We start from the raw sequence: 18,654 nt of genomic DNA on the forward strand, positions 1-18,654 counted from the left end.
GTAACAATAGGGGGCAGCTCCACCATGGCTGAATTCCAATCGGACACGTCAATACCGGCAGAGGCGATCGCCGTCGTCGGTATGTCCTGCCGACTGCCGCATGCGGAGAACCCCGCTCAGCTGTGGCAACTGCTGAGCGACGGCCGCAGTGCCATCGGCGCGCCTCCCGCGGGGCGCCCGGAACTGCCCCCTCGGCCGGGCGGCTACCTGGAGGACGTCAGCGGATTCGACGCCGGTTTCTTCGGCATCGGTCCGCGCGAGGCGTCGTCGATGGATCCGCAGCAGCGGCTGATGCTTGAACTCGCCTGGGAGGCCCTGGAGGACGCCAGGATCCGCCCGTCCGATCTCGCCGAGAGCCGGACCGGCGTCTTCGTCGGCGTCATCGCCGACGACTACGCCGCCCTCACGCACCAGTACGGGATCGAAGGCATCACCCGTCACACCCTGACCGGACTCAACCGAGGCGTCATCGCCAACCGGATCTCCTACACCCTGGGTCTGCACGGGCCGAGCGCCGCCGTGGACACCGGCCAGTCCTCCTCCCTGGTCGCTGTGCACCAGGCAGCCGAGAGCCTGCGCCGCGGCGAGTCCGCCATGGCCATCGCCGGCGGCGTCAACCTCAACCTGGTGCCGGACAGCACCGTCGGCGCGGAGCGGTTCGGCGCGCTGTCACCGGACGGCCGCAGCTTCACCTTCGACGCGAGGGCGAACGGATACGTACGCGGTGAGGGCGGCGCCTTCGTGGTGCTCAAGCCCCTGCATGCCGCCGTGGCGGACGGCGACCCGGTCTACTGCGTGCTGCACGGCAGCGCGATGAACAACGACGGCACGACCGAGGGTCTCACCGTGCCGAGTCCGGCCGGCCAGCGGGACGTCCTGCGGCAGGCGTACGAGCGCGCCGAGGTACCCGTCGAGCAGGTGCAGTACGTCGAGCTCCACGGCACGGGCACCAGGCTGGGCGACCCGATCGAGGCCTCGGCGCTGGGCGCGGTCCTCGGCGACGGCCGGGCGGACGGAGCCGGACTGCGGGTCGGATCGGTGAAGACCAACGTCGGACACCTTGAGGGTGCCGCCGGCATCGTCGGCCTGTTGAAGGCGGCGCTCTGCATCCGGCACCGCGAGCTCGTGCCGAGCCTGAACTTCGAAACCCCCAACCCGGACATCCCGCTCGACCGGTTGAAGCTCACCGTCCAGCGCGGCCGCGAGCCGTGGCCGAGGCCGGACGAGCCGCTCTACGCAGGTGTCAGCTCGTTCGGCATGGGCGGTACGAACTGCCACGTCGTGCTCTCCGACTGGCGCACCGAGCCGGCGGCGCGGGAGGAACCGCCCGTCGCCGGGACCGGTGCGGGCGTGGTGCCGTGGGTGGTCTCCGGCAGGTCGGCCGAGGCCGTGGCGGGACAGGCGGATCGCCTGGTGTCGTTCCTGGCGGAGCGTCCGGAGGCGGACGTCGCGGCGGTGGGCCGTTCGCTCGCCGTGACGCGTTCTCGTTTCGATCACCGCGCGGTGATCGTGGGGGAGACCCGCGAGGAGCTGCTGGCCGGAGCCCGCGCGCTGGCCGAGGGGATGCCCTCGGCCGGTGTCGTCACGGGTCGTGCGGCGCCGGACGGCGCCCTGGCGTTCCTGTTCTCCGGCCAGGGCAGCCAGCGCGTGGGGATGGGCCGTGAGCTGTACGCGGCTGAGCCGGTGTTCACGGCCGCGTTCGACGAGGTTGTCGCGGCGCTGGACGTCCACCTGGACCGTTCGCTCGCAGAGGTGATCGCGGGGGACGCGGAGCTGCTGGAGCGGACGGTGTTCACTCAGCCGGCGTTGTTCGCGGTCGAGGTGGCCCTGTTCCGGCTGCTGTCTCACTACGGGGTGACCCCGGACTACCTGGTGGGCCACTCGGTGGGTGAGCTGGCGGCGGCCCATGTGGCGGGCGTGCTGTCGCTCCAGGACGCGGCACGCCTGGTGTGCGCGCGGGCCCGGCTGATGGACGGCGTCGCCGAGGGCGGGGCGATGGTCGCCCTCAACGCGGGAGAAGAGCGCGTCGCGCAGTGGCTTGAGGGGCGTCCGGGCGTGGAAGTGGCGGGCGTCAACAGCCCCGTCAGCACGGTGATCTCGGGCGATGAAGCGGCTGTTCTCGACGTTCTGGAGCTGGCGCGCGGCGAGGGCGTGAAGGCGACCCGGCTGAAGGTGAGCCACGCCTTCCACACGGCGCATCTGGACGGGGTGCTGGCGGAGCTGACCGAGGTCGCCCGGACCCTGACCCATGCCCCCGCGCGGATTCCGGTCGTCTCGAATGTGACCGGTGAGCTGGTCGAGGAGTTCACCGCCGAGTACTGGGCCGTCCAGGCCCGCTCTGCGGTCCGTTTCTCCGACGGCATCACCACGCTCGACGGCCTCGGTGTGACGGCGTTCGTGGAGCTGGGCCCGGACGGAACGCTCGCGGGACTGGCGGGTGAGTGCCTGACGGATGCCGAGGGCATGGTCGTGGTACCGGTGCTGCGCAGGGACCGGGCGGAGAAGCGTTCCCTCCTCGCCGCCCTGGGCGCGGCGCACGCACACGGTGTGGACGTCGACTGGGAGCGGTCCCTGCGAGGTTCCGGTCTGGTCGAGCTGCCGACGTACGCCTTCCAGCGCCGGCGCTTCTGGCTGGACGGTTCGGCGAAGGACCCGGTCCGGCTCCCCGCCGACGCGCCGGGGCGGAGCGGTCCGAAGCAGGCCGCGCCGCGAGGCGACGCGCTGGAACTGGTGCGTGCGCACGCGGCAGCGGTGCTCGGCCACGGATCGGCCCGCGACGTGGGCACCGACACGACCTTCAAGGAACTGGGCTTCGACTCCCTCTCCGCCGTTGAACTGCGGAACGCGCTCAACGCGGCCACCGGGCTCTCGCTGCCCGCCGGCCTCCTCTTCGACTACCCGACCCCGGCCGCACTCGCCGGACACCTCGACGATCGGCTCCACGGCCCGAACCCGGGCCAGGGCCAGGACGACGCCGCGTACGAGGCCACCAGCCCCGACGAGCCGATCGCCATCGTGGGCATGGCGTGCCGGCTGCCGGGCTCAGTCGCCTCTCCGGAGGACCTGTGGCGCCTGGTCAGCAGCGAAGCCGACGCGGTCGGCGGATTCCCGGCCAACCGAGGCTGGGACCTCGATTCCCTCTTCACCACCGATCCGGCCGTACCCGGCAAGACCTACGCCACCCAAGGCGGCTTCCTGTACGACGCGGACCGGTTCGACGCCGAGTTCTTCGGCATCAGCCCCCGCGAGGCGGCGGCGATGGAACCCCAGCAGCGACTGCTCCTGGAGACGGCCTGGGAAGCCTTCGAACAGGCGGGCATGAACCCCGCCGCGCTGCGCGGCAGCCGTACCGGCGTGTACGTCGGCGCGACGGCGCAGGAGTACGGGCCGCGGCTGCACGAGCTGTCCGACGGACACGACGGCTACCTGCTGACGGGCAACTCCGCCAGTGTCGCCTCGGGCCGGCTGGCCTACACCTTCGGTCTCGAAGGCCCGGCGGTGACGGTCGACACCGCGTGCTCGTCCTCGCTCGTCGCCCTTCACCTCGCCGCGCAGTCGCTGCGCCGGGGCGAGTCCTCCGTGGCCCTCGCCGGCGGTGTGTCCATCATGGCCACACCCGGCATGTTCGTGGAGTTCTCCCGGCAGCGCGGGCTGTCGCCCGACGGGCGCTGCAAGGCGTTCTCCGCGTCGGCGGACGGCACCGGCTGGGCCGAGGGCGTGGGGCTGCTGGTGCTGGAGCGGCTGTCGGACGCACAGCGCAACGGGCACCAGGTGCTCGCGGTGATCCGCGGCTCCGCCGTGAACCAGGACGGCGCGAGCAACGGCCTGACGGCACCGAACGGGCCTTCGCAGGAGCGGGTCATCCGCGCCGCGCTCGCCGACGCCCGCCTGGCACCGTCCGAGGTGGACGCGGTCGAGGCGCACGGCACCGGCACCAAGCTCGGCGACCCGATCGAGGCACAGGCCCTGCTGGCCACCTACGGCCAGGACCGCGAGAAGCCGCTCCGCCTCGGCTCGCTGAAGTCGAACATCGGTCACGCACAGGCCGCGGCGGGCGTCGCGGGCGTCATCAAGATGGTCATGGCGATGCGTCACGGGGTTCTCCCCGCGACGCTGCACGTCGACGAGCCGACCCCGCACGTCGACGAGCCGACCCCGCACGTCGACGAGCCGACCCCGCACGTCGACTGGTCGGCCGGCGCGGTCGAGCTGCTGACACAGGCCCAGGAGTGGCCGGAGCTCGGCCGTCCGCGCCGGGCGGGCGTCTCGTCCTTCGGCATCAGCGGGACCAACGCACACCTCATCGTCGAGCAGGTCACGGAGACCGAAGCTCCGGTGGAGGAGGAGCCGGTACCGGGTCCGGTGCCGTGGGTGGTCTCCGGCAGGTCCGGGGCCGCGCTGGCGGAGCAGGCGAACCGGCTGGTGTCGTTCCTGGAGGACCGGCAGGAGCTCGACGCCGTGCGCGTGGGCCGCTCGCTGGCCGTATCGCGCGCCCGTTTCGACCACCGGGCCGTGCTCGTGGGCGAGACCCGCGAGGAACTCCTGGACGCGCTGCGAACGCTGACGCCGGGCGAGCCCGTCTCGACGGGTTCTCTCGCGTTCCTGTTCGCCGGCCAGGGCAGCCAGCGCCTGGGCATGGGTCGTGAGCTTTACGCGGCGGAGCCGGTCTTCGCGGCCGCCTTCGACGAGGTCGTCGCGGCGCTGGACGTCCACCTGGACCGGTCGCTCGCCGGGGTGATCCAGGGCGAGCCGGAGCTGCTCCGGCGCACGGCGTTCACTCAGCCGGCGTTGTTCGCGATCGAGGTGGCCCTGTTCCGGCTGCTGTCCCATCACGGAGTGACCCCGGACTATCTGGTGGGCCACTCGGTCGGTGAGCTGGCGGCGGCCCATGTGGCGGGCGTGCTGTCGCTCCAGGACGCGGCACGCCTGGTGTGCGCGCGGGCCCGGCTGATGGACGGCATCGCCGAGGGCGGGGCGATGGTCGCCCTGAACGCGGACGAGGCACGCGTCGCCGGGTGGCTAGAGGGCCGTTCCGGTGTGGCGGTGGCCGGGGTCAACAGCCCTGCCGCCACGGTGATCTCGGGCGACGAAGCGGCTGTTCTCGACGTTCTGGAGCTGGCGCGCGGCGAGGGCGTGAAGGCGACCCGGCTGAAGGTGAGCCACGCCTTCCACTCCGCGCACCTGGACGGAATGCTGGCGGAGCTCACCGAGGTCGCCCGGACCCTGACCCACGCGGCTCCCCGGATCCCGGTCGTCTCGAACGTCACCGGTGAGCTGGTCGAGGAGTTCACCGCCGAGTACTGGGCCGTCCAGGCCCGCTCTGCGGTCCGTTTCGCCGACGGCATCACCACGCTCGCCGGCCTCGGCGTGACGACGTTCCTGGAGCTGGGCCCCGACGGGACACTCGCGGGACTGACGGGCGAATGCCTGGCCGACACCGACGGCATCGTCGTGGCCGCGCTGCTGCGCAAGAACCGTGCCGAGAAGCGTTCCCTCCTCGACGCCCTGGGCACGGTCCACGCACACGGCGTGGGCGTGGACTGGGCGGGGTTCATCCCGGGCTCCACCGTGGTGGAGCTGCCCACGTACGCCTTCCAGCGCGAGCGCTTCTGGCTGGACGCGCCGCGTTCCGGTGACGCGGCGGGCCTGGGCCTGACGGCGGTGAACCACCCGATGCTGGCCGCGGCGATCACGGACCCCGACGGCGACGCGGTGCAGTTCTCCGCCTCGGTGTCGTTGTCCTCGCATCCGTGGCTGGCCGACCACGCGATCGGCGGGACGGTCCTGGTCCCGGGGACGGTGTTCCTGGAGCTCGCGGGAACCGCCGCCGAGCACCTGGGCCATGCCACCGTCGAGGAACTCACCCTCCAGGCACCCCTGATCCTCTCGGAGAGGCCGGGCGCCCAGCTGCGGCTGACCGTCGACCGGGCCGACGCGCGCGGCGACCGCCGGTTCACCGTGTACGCGCGGACCGGCGAAGAGCAGTGGACCGGCCACGCGGCCGGACTGCTCACCCCCACCGCCCCCGCGCCGGGCCTCTCCCTGGACCAGTGGCCCCCGGCCGAAGCCACCCCCATCCCCCTGGACGGCGTCTACGACCGCCTCGGCGACCTGGGCTACGGCTACGGGCCGGCCTTCCACGGCCTGCGCGCCGCCTGGCGCGCGGGCGACGACATCTTCGCCGAGGTCGCCCTGCCCGACCAGCTCCACACCGAAGCCGCGCGCTTCGGCACGCATCCCGCCCTCCTCGACGCGGTCCTGCACCCGCTCGTTCTCGAAGCCGCGGACTCGGCGCAGGACGACAGCACGATCCGGCTGCCGTTCTCGTTCTCGGGCTTCACACTGCACGCCGTCGGCGCCACCGCGCTGCGGGTCCGCTGGACCCGCACCGGCCAGGACACGGCCCGGCTCGCTCTGGCAGACGGCACCGGCGCCCCTGTGGCCACGATCGAGTCGGTCGCCCTGCGGCCGATCGCCCGCGACCAGCTCGCCGTCGCCGGTCCCGCCGTCGAGTCCCTCTACCGGATGGACTGGGAGGCCGTCCCGGCCGCCGAGCCGGTCAACGAGCAGCGGTGGGTCCGGCTCGGTGAGGCGCCCTACACCGACCTCGCCGCACTCGGCGCCGCCATCGACGCCGGTTCCACCGCACCGGAGTTCGTGGTCATCGGCGAGAAGCAGCTCACCGGGGACACCCCGGGCGATGAGCTCGCCCGGACCCACGCCACGGCGGCCCGCGGGCTCGAAACGGTCCGGGACTGGCTGGCCGCCCCGCAGTTGGCGGACAGCCGCCTCGTCCTCGTCGTACCGGACGGCGCGCTGCACACCGCCCCGCTCGTCGGCCTGATCCGTACCGCGCAGTCCGAGCAGCCGGGCCGGCTGGTCCTCGTCCACATGGACGAGGACGGTGCGGAGCTGCTCCCCGCCGCGCTCGCGTCCGTCGAGTCCGAGGTGGCGGTGCGCGACGGCGGGTTGTCCGTACCGCGTCTGACGCGCGCCACGGGTGCCCCGGCACCGGCGGCGAAGGGCCTGGACCCGGAGGGCACGGTCCTGGTGACCGGCGCTCTGGGCACGCTGGGCCGACTGGTGGCGCGCCGGCTGGTGACGCGTCACGGTGCCCGGCACCTGCTGCTGGTGTCGCGCCGGGGCGCCGAGACCCCGGGCGCCGCCGAGTTCGTGGCGGAGCTCGCGGAGTCGGGCGCCCGCGCCCGGGTCGCGGCGTGCGACGTGTCGGACTCCGAGGCGCTGGCGGGCCTGCTGGCCGAGGCCGCCGCCGAGCGTCCGCTGACCGCCGTGGTGCACACGGCCGGTGTCCTGGAGGACGCGACGGTCGCCTCGCTGTCGGCCGGTCAGCTGGAGCGGGTGATGCGCCCCAAGGTGGACGCGGCCTGGAACCTCCACCGCCTCACCGAGTCCCTCGACCTCACCTCGTTCGTCATGTTCTCGTCCATCGCGGGACTCATGGGCAACGCCGGACAGGCCAACTACGCGGCCGCGAACACCTTCCTCGACGCCCTCGCGCACCACCGCCGCGCCCGGAACCTGCCCGCGACCTCCCTCGCGTGGAGCCTGTGGGACAGCGCCGACGGCATGGCCGGAACCCTCGCGGACGCCGACGTCGCACGCTGGAAGCGCAGCGGCATCGTCCCGCTGACCCCGGAACTGGGACTCGATCTGTTCGACGCGGCGCTCGCCTCCACGGAGCCGCTGCTGGTCCCCGCCGAATTCGACCTGGGCGCCCTGCGTGCCCTGGGCGAGGAGAACGCGCTGCCCGAGCTGTTCACCGGCCTGGTCCGCGTCCGCCGCCGGCAGGCGGCAGCCACCACCACCGGCGCCGACTCCTCCTGGGGCCGGCGGATGAGCGCACTGCCCGCGCAGGAGCGGGCACAGGCCGTGCTCCAGACCGTACGGGAGACCGTCGGACTGGTCCTCGGGCACGGGGCCGACGCCGGCATCGACCCGGCCAAGGCGTTCAAGGAGACCGGCTTCGACTCCCTCACGGGTGTCGAACTGCGCAACCGGCTGGGCTCGGTGACCGGGCTGCGGCTGCCCACCACCCTCGTGTTCGACCACCCGTCGCCCCAGGCGGTGGCGGACTTCCTGCTCGACCGGCTCGACGCGACCACAACCGCCGCCGTCCCCTCGGTGACCGCCCACGCCCCCGGACTGGACGAGCCGATCGCCGTGGTCGGCATGGGCTGCCGCTACCCGGGCGGGGTCTCCTCCCCGGAGGACCTGTGGCGGCTCGTGGCAGAGGGCCGGGACGCGATCGGCGACTTCCCGTACGACCGCGGCTGGGACGTGGAGGGCCTCTTCGACCCGGACCCCGAGAAGACCGGCAAGTCCTACACGCGCAAGGGCGGATTCCTCTACGACGCCGCGGAGTTCGACGCCGAGTTCTTCGGCCTGAGCCCACGTGAGGCGACCGCGACCGACCCGCAGCAGCGTGTACTGCTGGAGGTCGTGTGGGAGGCGCTGGAGCGGGCCGGAATCGACCCCGCCGCGCTGCGCGGCACCTCGACCGGCGTCTACGCGGGTGTGATGTACAACGACTACGCCTCGCGGCTGGGGAGCGCCCCGGACGGCTTCGAGGGACACCTGCTGACAGGGTCGATCGCGAGCGTCCTGTCCGGCCGGGTGTCCTACACACTCGGACTCGAAGGGCCGGCGGTGACGCTGGACACGGCCTGCTCCTCGTCGCTCGTGGCGGTCCACCTGGCCGCTCAGGCGCTGCGCCAGGGCGAGTGCTCGATGGCACTCGCCGGCGGTGTCACCGTGATGTCCACGCCGACCACCTTCGTCGAGTTCTCACGTCAGCGCGGCCTGTCGCCGGACGGGACCTGCAAGTCGTTCGCCGCATCGGCGGACGGTACGGGCTGGGGCGAGGGCGCGGGCATGCTGGTACTGGAGCGTCTCTCGGACGCCCAGCGCCTCGGGCACCGCATCCTCGGTGTGATCCGTGGTTCCGCGGTCAACCAGGACGGCGCCAGCAACGGCCTCACCGCCCCCAACGGCCCCTCCCAGGAACGCGTCATCCGCCAGGCCCTCGCCAACGCCCGCCTCGCCCCGCACGAGGTGGACGCGGTCGAGGCGCACGGCACCGGCACCCGGCTCGGTGACCCGATCGAGGCCAACGCGCTGCTGGCCACCTACGGCCAGGACCGGGGCGAGCCGCTGCGGCTGGGATCGATCAAGTCGAACATCGGCCACACCCAGGCCGCCGCCGGTGTGGCGGGCATCATCAAGATGCTGATGGCGATGCGTCACGCGGAGCTCCCGGCGACGCTGCACGTGGACGAGCCGACACCGCACGTCGACTGGGCGTCCGGTGCGGTGGAGCTGGTCACCGAGCACCGGGCCTGGCCGGAGGTGGCGCGTCCGCGCCGCGCGGCCGTGTCCTCGTTCGGCATCAGCGGGACGAACGCGCACGTGGTCCTGGAACAGGGACCGGCGCCGGCCGCGACCGGCGAACCTGCGGTGGCGGGGCTTCCGCTGGTGGTCTCGGCGCAGAGCGCGCCGGCCCTGGCGGCACGGGCCGGCCAGCTGCGTGAGCTGCTGGCCGCTACGAGCACGGACCCGGCGCGGGTCGCGTCGGCTCTCGCCACCCGCGTCCCGCACCTCCCCTTCCGCGCGGCGGTCACGGGAGCCGGCCGGGACGAGCTGCTGGCGGGCCTCGACGCACTGGCCTCGGCCGGCACCGCGCCGAACCTGGTGCGGGGCACGGCAACGGGCGCGGGCAAGACGGTGTTCGTGTTCCCGGGACAGGGCTCCCAGTGGCAGGGCATGGCCCTGGAACTCTTCGACTCCTCCCCGGTGTTCGCCGCCCGGCTCATCGAGTGCGAGCGGGCGCTGGCACCGTTCACCGACTGGTCGCTGCTGGACGTCCTGCGCGGTGCGCAGGACGCGCCCGGATTCGACCGGGTGGACGTGGTGCAGCCGGCACTGTGGGCCGTCATGGTGTCCCTGGCCGCGCTGTGGCGTTCGGTGGGTATCGAGCCGGACGCGGTGATCGGCCACTCGCAGGGCGAGATCGCGGCGGCCGCGGTGTCCGGCGCGCTGTCGCTGGACGACGCGGCGAAGGTCGTGGCGCTGCGCAGCCGGGCGATCGTGAAGCTGGCGGGCACCGGCGGAATGGTCTCGGTGGCCCTGCCCGCGGACGAGGTCCGCGAACTCATCACCCGCTGGGACGGCGCCATCGACATCGCCGCCCACAACGGCCCGCGTTCCGTGGTGGTCGCCGGAGAGGTGACCGCCCTCGATGAGCTGGTCGCCCACTGCAAGGGCAACAAGATGCGCGCCAAGCGCATCCCGGTCGACTACGCCTCCCACTCCGCGCACGTCGAGAGCCTGCGGGACGAGCTCCTCGACGCCCTCTCCTCACTCACCCCGCGCACCGTCGAAGTGCCCTTCCTCTCCACTGTCACCGGGCAGCCGCTCAAGGGCACGGAGCTCGACGCCGACTACTGGTTCCGCAACCTCCGCAGGACCGTCCAGCTGGAGGAAGCCACCAGGACCCTGCTCGACCAGGGCCACCGCGTCTTCATCGAGGCCAGCGCCCACCCGGTGCTGACCATCGCGCTCCAGGAGACGATCGACGACACGTCCCACGACAGTGCCGTCACCGTGCCCTCGCTCCACCGGGACAGAGGCGGACTCGACGACTTCCTCGCCTCCGCGGCACAGGCCCACGTCTCGGGCGCTCCGCTCGACTGGACCGCCGTGCTCGGCGGCCCCGGCGCGGTCGTCGACCTGCCGACCTACCCCTTCCAGCGCCGCCGCCACTGGCTGGAGAGCCCGACGACGGCCGGGGACGCGAGCGGGCTCGGCATGGCCGCGGAACGGCACCCGCTCATCGGCGCCGCGCTCTGGCTGGCCGACGCGGACAAGCTGGTCCTGAGCAGCAGGATCGCCCTGAACACGCACCCCTGGCTGGCCGACCACGCCGTGGCCGGCACCGTGCTGCTCCCCGGCACCGCGTTCGTGGACCTCGCCATCCGGGCGGGTGACCACACGGGCCTGGACCAGCTCGACGAACTGACCCTCCAGGCACCGCTGGTGCTGTCCGGCCGGGGCGCGGTACAGCTCCAGGCCGTCGTCGACGCCCCGGACGAGGAGGGCCGGCGCGCCCTGTCGGTGCACTCCCGCCCGGAGCCCGACTCGGACGAAGACGCCCCGGTCCACCAGTGGACCCTCCACGCCACCGGCGTACTGGGCCACGCGGAAGGACCCGCAGAGGTACCGGCCGACACCGCCTGGCCCCCGGCCGGCGCCGAACCGGTCGACCTGACGGCGGTGTACGACACGCTTGCCGAACGGGGCTTCCAGTACGGGCCCGCCTTCCAGGGCCTGCGGGCGCTGTGGCGCACCGGCCGGGAGACGTTCGCCGAGGTCGCGCTCCCGGAGGGCGTCGCCCCTGGGGAGTTCGGGATCCACCCGGCCCTCCTCGACGCCGCCCTGCACCCGCTGGCGCTCGCGGAGAACGGCCGCCTGGTGCTGCCGTTCGCCTGGACCGGTGTCCGGCTGCACGCGGTGAACGCCGGCGTGCTGCGCGTACGGATCACCCCGGAAGGCTCGGGTGCCGCCCTGTCCCTCACCGACCCGGGCGGGGCGCCGATCGCCTCGGTGAAGACGCTCAGCCTGCGGGCCGTGGACCCGGCGCGGCTGACCGGCTCGGGCACGTCCCGCCGGCCGGTGCTCCAGGTGGAGTGGACGGCCGCCGCCAAGGCCGCCCCGGCCGCCGGGTGGGCCGTCCTCGACGACCGGGGCCACGGCCTGCCCGCCCCCGCCGGCAGCTATCCGGACCTCGCCGGAATCGTCGGGAACCCGCCGCTGGTCGTGGTCCCCGTCCCGGCCGAGGACGGCCCCGGCGCCGTGGCGCACCGGGCCCTGCGGCTGGCCCAGGAATGGCTCGCCGAGGACCGGTTCGCCGACTCGCGGCTGGTCTTCCTGACCCGTGACGCGACCACCGCCCGCACGGAGGCCGGACTCGCGTCGGCCCCCGTCTGGGGTCTCGTGCGTACCGCCATGACCGAGCACCCCGACCGGTTCGGCCTGCTGGACCTGACGGACCTGGACCTCACGGAGGCCGAGCTCGGCCGCGCACTGGGCGTACCGGAACCGCAGGTGAGCCTGCGGGACGGCACGCTGTTCGTACCGAGGCTGGTCACGTCGCCCGAGTCGGACGGCACCGTGCCCGCCCTGAACCCCGAGGGCACCGTCCTCATCACCGGCGCCACCGGCACCCTGGGCCAGCTCTTCGCCCGCCACCTCGTCGCCGAACACGGCGTACGGCATCTGCTGCTGGCGAGCCGCCGGGGCCGGGACGCGCAGGGCATGATCGAGCTGGAGGCCGAACTCACCGCCCACGGAACCCGCGTGACCGTGGTCGCCTGCGACACGGCAGACCGCACGTCGGTCGCCGCGATGCTGGACGCGATCCCCTCACCGCACCCGCTCACCGCGGTCCTGCACACCGCCGGCGTCCTCGACGACGGCACCCTGCACGCCCTCACGGCCGGGCAGCTCGACACCGTGCTGCGCCCCAAGGTCGACGCCGCACGGCACCTGCACGAGCTGACGGCAGACCTGGACCTGGACGCGTTCATCCTCTTCTCCTCACTGGCCGGTACGGTCGGCACCGCGGGCCAGGCCAACTACGCCGCGGCCAACACCTATCTGGACGCCCTCGCGCAGCACCGCCAGGCACTGGGCCTGCCAGGTACGTCCCTGGCCTGGGGCCTGTGGGCCGAGGGCAGCGGGATGACCGGTCACCTGACCGACGCCGACCTCGCCCGCATGTCCCGGGGCGGCATCGCCCCCATCGGCAGCGAGCAGGGCCTCGCACTGTTCGACGCGGCCCTCGCCACCCGCCGCCCGGTGCTCGTCCCGGCGCTCCTCGACTACACCGGACTGCGGGCCCGGAACGAGGACGGCACACTGCCCGCGCTCTTCCACGGGCTGGTCCGTCCGCGGCGGCGCGCCGCCGCGGACGCGCAGCCGAGCGCGAACCTCCTCGGTGAACGCCTGGCGCTCCTGGCCCCCCAGGACCAGCAGCGCGCGCTCCTCGAACTGGTCCGAGGCGTGGTGGCCTCCGTACTGGGCCACACCGACGCCGACCAGGTCGCGACCGACCGGGCCTTCAACGAGCTCGGCTTCGACTCCCTCAAGGCGGTGGAACTCCGCAACCGGCTGAACGCGGCCGTGGGCGTGAAGCTGCCCGCGACGCTGGTGTTCGACCACCCGAGCACCAGCGAACTGGCCCGCTTCCTCCACACCGAACTGCTGGGCTCCGCCCCGGCCACCGCGCCGGCCGAGGCCGAACCGGCCGTCGGCTCCTCCGACGAGCCGATCGCGATCGTCTCGATGGCCTGCCGCTACCCGGGCGAGGCCGGCTCCCCGGAGGAGCTGTGGGCCCTGCTGTCCGACGAGCGGGACGCCATCGGCCCGTTCCCGGCCGACCGGGGCTGGGATCTGGAGAACCTCTACCACACGGATCCCGACCACGCGGGCACCTCGTACACCCGGCACGGCGGATTCCTCTACGAGGCCCCGCAGTTCGACCCCGAACTCTTCGGGGTCAGCGCACGGGAGGCCACCGCCATCGACCCCCAGCAGCGACTCCTGCTGGAGATCTGCTGGGAGGCCTTCGAGCGCGCGGGCATCGACCCCACCTCCCTCAAGGGCACCCAGACCGGTGTGTTCGCCGGTGTCATGGCCAACGACTACGCGGCACGACTGAAGGACGCCCCCGAGGGGATGGAGGGCTACCTGTCGGTCGGCAGCACGGTCAGCGTCGCCTCCGGCCGCATCGCCTACACCTTCGGACTCCAGGGCCCGGCGATCACCGTCGACACCGCCTGCTCCTCCTCGCTCGTCTCCATCCACCTCGCCGCCCAGGCACTGCGCAACGGCGAATGCGGGCTGGCCCTGGCCGGCGGCGTGACCGTGCTGGCCGCGCCCACCATGTTCGTCGAGTTCAGCCGGCAGCGCGGCCTCGCACCGGACGGCCGGTGCAAGTCCTTCTCCGCGCAGGCGGACGGGGCGGCCTGGGCCGAAGGCGCCGGAGTCCTCCTGCTGGAGCGGCTCTCCGACGCCCGGCGCAACGGCCGCCGGATCCTCGGCGTGATCCGGGGCACCGCCGTCAACCAGGACGGCGCGAGCAACGGCCTCACCGCCCCCAACGGCCCCTCCCAGGAACGGGTGATCCGCCAGGCACTGACCAACGCGGGCCTGACCACCGCGGACGTCGACGCACTGGAGGCCCACGGCACCGGCACCACACTCGGCGACCCGATCGAGGCCAGGGCCGTACTCGCCACCTACGGGCAGGAGCGCACGTCCCCCCTCCTGATGGGCTCCCTGAAGTCCAACATCGGACACTCCCAGGCCGCCGCCGGAGTCGCCGGCATCATCAAGATGGTCAAGGCGATGGAGCACGGAGTGCTCCCCAGGAGCCTCCACATCGACGAGCCCAGCCCGCACGTGGACTGGTCCGCGGGCGAGGTGGAACTGCTCACGGAGACGGTGCCCTGGCCCGAGACCGAACGGCCGCGCCGGGCAGGCGTGTCCTCCTTCGGCATCAGCGGCACCAACGCCCACATCATCGTGGAGCAGCCGCCGGCCGAGGCAACGGCCCCGCCGGCCGAACCGATGCCGGTCGTCCCGCTGCTGCTGTCCGGGCACAACGACGCGGCCCTGCTGGCCCAGGCCGGCCAGCTGGGCACCGCGCTCGCCGACACCGCACCGCAGGACCTGGCACCGACGGGCCGGACCCTGGCCTTCGGACGAGCCGGCCTCCCGCACCGCGCCGTCGTGGTGGCCGCCACCACCGCAGAAGCAGTCGACGCACTCACGGCACCGACCGTGCGGGGAACACCCGTGGACGGCCGCACCGCCTTCCTCTTCACCGGCCAGGGCAGCCAGCGGCCCGGCATGGGCCGGGAGCTGTACACCGCCTACCCCGCCTACGCCCAGGCCCTGGACGCCGTCTGCGCGGAGCTCGACCCGCTGCTGGAAGAGCCGCTGCTCGACATCCTCTTCGGCGAGGACCCGGCGCTACTGGACCGGACCTGCTACGCGCAGCCCGCCCTGTTCGCCACCGAGGTCGCGCTCTTCCGGCTCCTCGAAGACTGGGGCGTGCGGCCGGACTTCCTCGCGGGCCACTCCATCGGCGAGCTGGCCGCCGCGCACGTCGCCGGCGTCCTCTCGCTGCCGGACGCGTCGCGGCTCGTCGCGGCCCGAGGCCGGCTGATGCAGGCGCTGCCCGACGGCGGCGCGATGCTCGCCGTACAGGCCGAGGAGCGGGAGGTGCTGCCGCTGCTCGCCGGACGGGAGGACCTGCTGGCCATCGCCGCCGTCAACGGCCCCACCTCCGTGGTGCTCTCGGGCGACGCACAAGCCGTCGAGGCCATCGGAGCCGAACTCACCGCCCAGGGGCGCAGGACCAAGCGGCTGCGCGTCAGCCACGCCTTCCACTCCCCGCACATGGACGCGATGCTCGACGAGTTCCGGATGGTCGCCAAGGGGATCACGTTCACCGCGCCCACCATCCCGATCGTCTCCACCCTGACCGGGCAGCCGGTCGGCGCCGAGGAACTGACCACGCCCGAGTACTGGGTCCGGCACGTCCGCCGGCCCGTACGCTTCCTGGACGCGGCACGCGCCCTGGAAGCCGAAGGCGTACGGACCTTCCTTGAACTCGGCCCCGACGGCGTGCTCAGCGCGATGGGACAGGACTTCCTCGACCCGGGATCGCTCCTGGTCCCGGTGTTGCGCGCCGGGCGCCACGAGCCGCACACCGCCGTCACCGCCCTGGCCCACGCCCACGTACGGGGCGTGCCGGTCAACTGGCCCGCACTGTTCGGCGAGAACACCGGACCCGCCACGGACCTGCCGACCTACCCCTTCCAGCGCCGGCGCTACTGGCTCACGGAAGGACCCGGCGGCGGCGACGTCACCTCGGCCGGACTCGACTCCACCCGGCACCCGCTGCTCGGGGCCGAAGTGCCGCTCGCGGACTCCGACGGCGTCCTGTTCACCGGCCGGATCTCGGCCCGCAGCCACCCCTGGTTCTCCGACCACACCGTCGCCGGCACCCTGCTGGTCCCCGGCACGGCCCTGGTGGAACTCACCCTCCACGCGGGCGCCGCACTCGGCTGCGAACACCTGGAGGAACTCGCCCTCCAGGCACCCCTGGTCCTCCCCGACGAGGGCGCTCTCCAGCTCCAGATCACCGTCGGCGGCCCCGACGAGGACGGCCGCAGGACCGTCACCGTCCACTCGCGCGGGGAGCAGGAGGACGACATCTGGATCCGGCACGCCACCGGCACTGTGGTCGCCGCCGGTCCCGCCGTGCCCGAACCCGGCCTCGCGTCCTGGCCCCCGGCAGGCGCGAAACCCCAGCCGGTCGAGGACCTGTACGACCGCCTCGCCGACCAGGGCTACGGCTACGGCCCCGCCTTCCAGGGCCTCCAGTCCGCATGGCGGTCGGGCGACGACCTCTACGCCGAGGTACGGCCGTCCGCCGAACCCGACGGATTCGCCCTGCACCCGGCACTGTTCGACGCCGCGCTGCACGCACTGCTCCTGGAGGAGTCGGCCGGACTCCGGCTGCCCTTCACCTTCGGCGGCGTACAGCTGACCGGGGCCCGGAGCGGCACCGGCACCCTGCGGGTCAAGCTGTCGGCCCGCCCGGACGGAACGGTCGCGGTCCACATCGCGGACGAGACGGGCGCGCCGGTCGCCACCGTCGCCTCGCTCGCCCTGCGGACCCTGCCGGCGGGAACCGCACTGACCCGCCCCTCCGACCAGCACATGTACGCGGTTGAGCGGGCCGGTGTGGACCTCACCGCCGACGGCGGCACGAGCATCGTGGTCCTCGGCGAGACCGACCCCGGACTCGCCGCCCAGCACTACGCCGACCTCACCGCACTGGCCGCCGCCACGGCCGGCGGCGCGGCCGCACCCGACGTGGTCGTCCTCCCGGTGCAACCGGCCTCGGTGCGGGAGACCGGCCGGGTCACCCAGGACGTACTGGCGGTCCTGCGGCAGTGGCTCGCCTCCGACACACCGGCCGGATCCCGGCTCGCCGTGGTCAGCACCGGGGAACTGGCGCACAGCGCGCTGTCCGGGCTGATGCGGACCGCCGAGTCGGAACACCCGGGACGCTTCCAGCACGTGATCACCGACGGCCTGCCGGCCGGCCGCGAGCTGCTGGCCGCGGCCCTGGCCGACCGCAGGCCACAGCTCGAACTGCACCAGGGACAGGCCTGCGTGACAAGGCTCGCCAAGATCCCGCACCCGGTGCGGACCCCGGACGAAGGCAACCCGATCGACCCGGAGCACACGGTGCTGATCACCGGCGGCACCGGCGCCCTCGGAGCCCAGGTCGCCCGGCACCTGGTCACCGGCAGAGGCGCCCGCCGCCTGCTGCTCACCAGTCGGCGGGGCGGGGCGCAGGACCTCATCGCCGAACTGACCGGGCTCGGTGCGGAGGTACGGGTCGCGGCATGCGACGCGGCCGACCGCGACGCTCTGGCCGCCCTGCTCGCCTCGATCCCGGACGAGCACCCGCTCACCGCGATCGTGCACGCGGCCGGAGTCGTCGAGGACACCACGCTGGAGGCCATGAGCCCGCAGAGCCTCTCCCGGGTCCTGCGGCCGAAGGTGGAAGCCGCCTGGAACCTGCACGAGCTGACCGCCGGGCTGGAGCTGACGGACTTCGTCCTCTTCTCCTCCGTCGCCGGCCTGGTGGGCAACGCCGGACAGTCCAACTACGCCGCCGGCAACTCCTTCCTGGACGCGCTCGCCGCCCACCGGCGCGCCGAGGGCCTGCCCGCCGTATCCCTCGCCTGGGGCATGTGGCAGGACGGCATGGCGAACGACCTCGACCGTACCGACCGGGCCAGGCTCGCCCGCAACGGGATCCTCCCGATGCCGGCGGAGCAGGCCCTCGCGGCCCTCGACACGGCCCTGGCCGGAGCCGGAGCGCCACCAACCGGCGACGACACGGTGACCGGTCCGGTCCTCGCCCCGGTGGCACTGGACCTCGCGGCACTGCGAAGCCTCGGGGACGCACTGCCCGAGCTGTACCGGGGCCTCGTACGCACCGAACGCCGGGCCGCCCGGCCCGCCCACACGCCGGCACCGGCCCCGCTGGCCCAGCGGCTCACCGGCCTCACCGGGGAGGAGCAGCAACAACTGCTGACCGACTTCGTCAGGGAACAGGTCGGCACCGTCCTCGCCCACCCGTCCCCCCGGACGATCGACGTCCAATGCGGACTGCTGGACCTCGGCCTGGACTCCCTCACCGCGGTCGAACTGCGCAACAGGCTCAACACCGCCACCGCACTGCGGCTGCCCAGCACGCTCGTCTTCGACCACCCGACCATCTCGGCCATCGCCGCATACCTGCGGGGCGAACTGGCCGGCGAAACACCGGACCCGGTCCAGGCGGCCCTGGACGCACTGGAGGCCGCCCTCCTGGCCGCCGGCCCCTCGGACGGAGACGGACCGGCAGGAACGTACGCCGCGCGGCTGCGCGGCCTGTCCCGGACGGTGGACGGCCGGGCGGCGGACGGCGGCCGCGACGACGCCGACCTCGATCTGGCGAGCGACGACGACCTCTTCGCAGCACTCGACAACGAATTCGGCAGGTAG

1 protein-coding gene is annotated in these 18,654 nt (G+C 73.4%); it reads left to right on the plus strand.

The window, feature by feature from the left end:
* Window positions 1-24 precede the first annotated feature (24 nt).
* A complete protein-coding gene (locus ACZ601_RS36030) occupies window positions 25-18,654 on the plus strand; it encodes an SDR family NAD(P)-dependent oxidoreductase (RefSeq protein WP_469545812.1) in 18,630 nt (6,209 codons plus the stop codon).

It is taken from the genome of Streptomyces sp. NPDC104307 (assembly GCF_055584045.1).

Excerpts from the sequence above, each read along its gene's own strand:
- ACZ601_RS36030 (WP_469545812.1), top strand. The coding sequence starts at position 25 with ATGGCTGAATTCCAATCGGACACGTCAATACCGGCAGAGGCGATCGCC.